Genomic DNA, 4,630 nt, shown 5'->3' with positions numbered 1-4,630 from the left:
TGCGATCGCCGGTGATGCGGTGGCCGACCTCATGAAACCGGCCGAGCTTCTTGATGTCGATATGAATCAAGCGCCTCGTCGTCCATATCGCGAGCGGCCATCGCAAAAGCAGTTCCCTCGGACGTTACGATTTCCCGCGCCCGCTCAATTGCCCAAAGGCCGAAGTCGCTGCGGCTGCTGATTTCCACGGTTTCCATGTTGTCCCCTGATTTGTTCGAGAGGACGGCTTATACCGATTTGCCGGACAATGCAGTCTGAAAACCGAGCCCGAGGACCGACTTTGATCTGTCTCGTGAGCGCATTCCCTACGGTAGCGTGCTCTATTGCGCCGCACCTTGGCGACTGCGGTGTCACCAGCATTTGTACTGCGGTATAATTTGGAAGCGCTATGTGGGGGTCAATGGTTCAATTTTGCCGCTCCGATAGCACCCATTTGTCATATCACTGAAAAACTTCTGACCTAACGAGGCTTTCCGGGCCTCCGTTCAGGGTGCGGCCGTCGATCAGGAGTGACGAAATCATGTTGGAACGTGTTGGCAGCGGATCGAAAGAGGTCGAAACCCTGGTCGTGGACCTCGACCAGAAAGACGTGACTGGCCGTTCTGCATCGACAAAAACCATCGACGCCGGCGAAATACGCAAGATCGCGCCGAGCGGCAACGGGCAGGCACTCGACATCTCCGCTGCGCGGGGCTTCGTCGGGTTTACCCAGAGCAAAAGCGGCGCCACCGCGATCCTGGTCGATGCAAAGGTGAGCACGCCCGAAACCGACCCGGGCAACGATCTCAAGATCGACCTGGACGGTTTGAAAAAGGTTGCCGCTTCCGAATTCGGCAGCACCGTTCCCAACAACATCACCCACCTGTTCAACCCGACCATCCAGGCGATGGCCAAGCAGTTTTACGGGGGAGACAGCCCCGCGGTGCGCGATCAGTTCAAGGCCGACGTCAAGGCGCTTCTCGGTCCGCTGCTCGACAAGGTAGGCGCCGGAGAGGTCAGTCAGGCTGATCTTGGCGGCCTTCTGGAGCGCCTGACCTCGCGTCTGAGCGCTCCCGGCGGCAAGGAAGTCTGGGGTTACCGCCACGCGGTACAGACCGCGCTCGAAGGGCTCGTCATGGGCGCCAGCCTGGTCTCGAAGCTCCCGGCCAATGCCGAGTGGGACAAGAGCGTCTCGCCGCTACCCTCCAGCAATCTCGCCAGCTATTCGTTCAACGACGTCATGGCGGCAATCATGATCGGCACCGGGCTGGCCGGCAAGGGCATTGCGGCCAACGGCTCAGATCGCGGGCGCTTCTTCGCCGGCAGCGGCGGTGACGCCTGGATCGCCGAGCGTATGTTCGCCACCACGGACAATGGCTGGAGCAAGACCGTCCAAAATCTCGATCTGCCCTATATCGACAGCGACTATCTGACATCGAGCCTCAAGAAGATGGACCTTGTCATGTCGGGCTCGGATGCCATCGAGCCGGTCGTGGAGCGCCCGATCGACGAGAACGACATCCTGGAAAGCAAGGTGCTGCGCGGCTACGCTCCGTCGACCGCCTATGAGCCGACGCTGAAGAAGCTCGACGAACTCAAATACGGCATTCTCGGCGACGCCGTGAAGGACGTGAACCGGAATTTCGTCGCGCCCGACAACATGGACCACCTCGACCAGCTGACGCCGGAACAGAAGGCGACGGTGCTCTACGATCTCATCGAGATCAAACAGCAGTTCAATGGCTATATGAACCAGTATGGCGACAGCGTGCCCGATGGCGAGCGCGTCGGCAAGGACCTCGATGCGCGGATCGAAAAGCTGACGGCCGATCCGGCGACGCAGCAGCATCTCTCGGATATCTTCGCGAGCGGCATGAAGGAATATCTGCAAAGCCCGGAGAATTCCGATCTGCTCACCAACATCGAAGACGCCTATCTGATCGATATCGGCGGCGGCAAGGCGATCGACCGGGCGCTGAGCGCCGGCAAGAGCTTCGAAGATGCCCTGAAGGATTATTATTCCGAACTCAACACGCTCGTCGATCTCCTGCCCCAGGATTATATCGACGCGCATCTCGACGCCGCGAACGTCACCTTCTCGAACATCGTCAAGGAACATTATATCGGCGACGGCCAGGGTGTCGATCTCGAGCCGCTGCTGTCGGGTCCGGATGACACATTTGTGCCCGGCGCAACGAATGACGCCATCAGCCAGTTGGCAAACACCTTCGCCGAGGATTTCATCAGCAAAAACGGCCCGGCAGATGGCGGCGAGACGCTGAAGCAGAACCTGGCGCAGGATATAGCGCGCGACGTCGACGGCGTTCTGCGCATGGTGCGCGGCGGTATGAAGCTCGACGACGCGCTTGCCTCCTTCAAGGATTCGCTCGACCTGCCGCGCCAGACCCGTACACCTGCCGGCATCGATGCCGAAGTGTACAAGGCCGGTCTGATGCACGCCGTGCAGATGCTGACGATGTCGAGCGTGCTGGTGGCGCACGGCCTCGGTGTCGGCGGCAAGTGGACGCCGGCCGATATCGCCGCTGCGGTCGGCTCGGCGACACAGATCGTCGGCATGACGATGGAGGGGCTCGGCAAGAACCTCGACGTTGCCGGCAAACCGTTCAGCGCCTTCGGCAATCAGCCTGGCAGCTGGGGCAAGGGGATCTCGATGAACTTCTCGCCGAAGACGATGGAAGCGGCAGGCAAGATCCTCGGCGCGGCCGGCGGCCTCGCCATGGCCGGCCTCGGCTTCTATTCGGCGTCGCGGTCGATGAAGGCCGGCGACCGCGCCAAGGGCGCGCTCGAAATAATCGGCGGCATTGCCGGTACCGGCAACGCGCTGATCGGTTTCTCCGAGGCGATGCTTTATCTGACCAATGCCATGTCCCGTGCCTTTTCCGGACTCGGAACGGTGGCGCCGGAAGTCGTGACCATCTTCAGCAGCGCCGCCAAAACCGGCCTTGCCGCGGCCGGACTGGTCACCGGCCTCGTTGCCTCGGCCGTCGGGCTGGCGCTTGGTCTGTGGGATATGGCCAATGGCGTGAAGAAGCTCGACAAAATGGAAAAGCAGCTGAACGAGAAGCTTGAACGCTACACCGGCGAGTCCGTGCATCTCGAATTTGGGCCAGACCCGTCATTCATCTGGTAGAGGCAGAGGGGCGGCAACGATGACCGCCACAGCCTGGGAAATACCCTGCGACCCCTCGGTAAAAATGTGATTTTTGATCTCCAGGCGCGAGGCCGCTGCATTTTATGCAACCGCGATGTCCGATCGGGCTTGAATTATCACGCAAAGGTCGATCTTATGCCTAACGTAAGGTAAACGACGTCATCCGCGAAAAGCGGAAAAAGAAAATCAAAGGGAACGCATGTCATCGATCGCACCAGCATCTTCGGATATCGATACGGTTTCATTTCTCCGGCTAAACGCCAATTCCGATCCAAAGTCCGAAAATTCCACGAGCCAGGGCAAAACCACGAGCACCACGGTCAAGAAGGCATCGCCTTTTGCCTCTGACGGGACCACGACGGCAGCCCTGACGATTTTCTCCTCTATATCGGCGCAGACGAGCAGTCCGAAGTTCGTTTCGCTGGCCGCCACGTCGAATGGCACGTCCCGCCCTACCGCGCCGATCCAGCCGGTCATCGATCTCCTGTTCAATTCCGATTTCATGAGCGAGATCAATCAGGGCTTCATGGAAGGGCTGAAGGACAAGGACAAATCCTTCGAGAGCATCGACGTCGTCAAAAACCCTCACAATTACACTGCCGAGCAGAAACTGATCATGTATCTCGATCTGCTTCAGACCAAGGCGACCTTCGGCCAATACAAGGACAGCCTCGGCGACAACCAGCGCGGCATCTACAACGACCAGGAGATCCTGAAGGATCTCGACAAGTCGATCGCCATCCTGGGCTCGGACCCCGACGTCAACTCGCTGATGACGGAGAAGGCGCTGAAGGCCTTCAAGCTGATCTTCTCCGGTTATCGCGTGGCGCCGGCCGATACGAACAAGGACGCTTCCGAGATCATCAACGACACGATAACGCGTGACGAGAAGATGAAGGACCTGCGTACGAAGGTCGAGGATGCCTTTGAGCGCGACATCGTCAATGGCGGCCTGCTGAATGACGGTCTCAAATCCGGCAAGGACGTCACCACCATTCTCAAGGAATATAATGCCGCCCTCGGCTTCTATTCCATGGTGCTTCCCGACGATTTCGTAAAGCAGCGCTCGGCGATTGCCGACAAGACCTATGCCGAATTCTTCGACAAGAACGTGCTGCCGACGATCTCCGATCCGACGACGGCGCTCGATGGCCTGATCCGCATGGGACTGGCCGGCAACAAGACCGAGCGGGAACTGAAGGGGCTCGGCTCCATCCTGCCGGTTGTGGATTTCGACCAGTCGCTCGGGCTCGGCGGGAGCCTGTTCCCCGATCTCAAGATCGACCTCGACGGTTTGAAAAAGGTTGCCGCTTCCGAATTCGGCAGCACCGTTCCCAACAATATCACCCACCTGTTCAACCCGACCATCCAGGCGATGGCCAACCAGTTTTACGGGTCAGACAGCCCCGAGGTGCGCGATCAGTTCAAGGCCGACGTCAAGGCGCTTCTCGGTCCGCTGCTCGACAAGGTAGGCGCCGG

2 protein-coding genes and 1 pseudogene are annotated in these 4,630 nt (G+C 59.5%); 2 read left to right on the top strand and 1 reads right to left on the bottom strand.

Going from position 1 to position 4,630, the window contains the following annotated elements:
• Positions 1-520 precede the first annotated feature (520 nt).
• Positions 521-3,130: a hypothetical protein gene (locus tag CO671_RS32860; protein ID WP_011053319.1), complete on the top strand. Its 2,610-nt coding sequence runs from the start codon at positions 521-523 to the stop codon at positions 3,128-3,130.
• Positions 3,131-3,337: 207 nt separating this feature from the next.
• Here CO671_RS32860 and CO671_RS34485 read toward each other — a convergent pair whose 3' ends face one another.
• Positions 3,338-3,628 (bottom strand): hypothetical protein, encoded by a 291-nt coding sequence (locus CO671_RS34485; protein ID WP_004672580.1) that lies wholly within the window; start codon positions 3,626-3,628, stop codon positions 3,338-3,340.
• 25 nt (positions 3,629-3,653) lie between these two features.
• Between CO671_RS34485 and CO671_RS32855 the strand changes: the two are divergent.
• Positions 3,654-4,630, top strand: a pseudogene (locus tag CO671_RS32855) (hypothetical protein); the annotation flags it as partial.

The sequence above is a fragment of the Rhizobium sp. M10 genome, from assembly GCF_002531955.1.
Taxonomy (GTDB): domain Bacteria; phylum Pseudomonadota; class Alphaproteobacteria; order Rhizobiales; family Rhizobiaceae; genus Rhizobium; species Rhizobium etli_C.
Note: the sequence above shows the minus strand (reverse complement) of the source record. Positions and strands in the feature narration are given on the sequence as shown.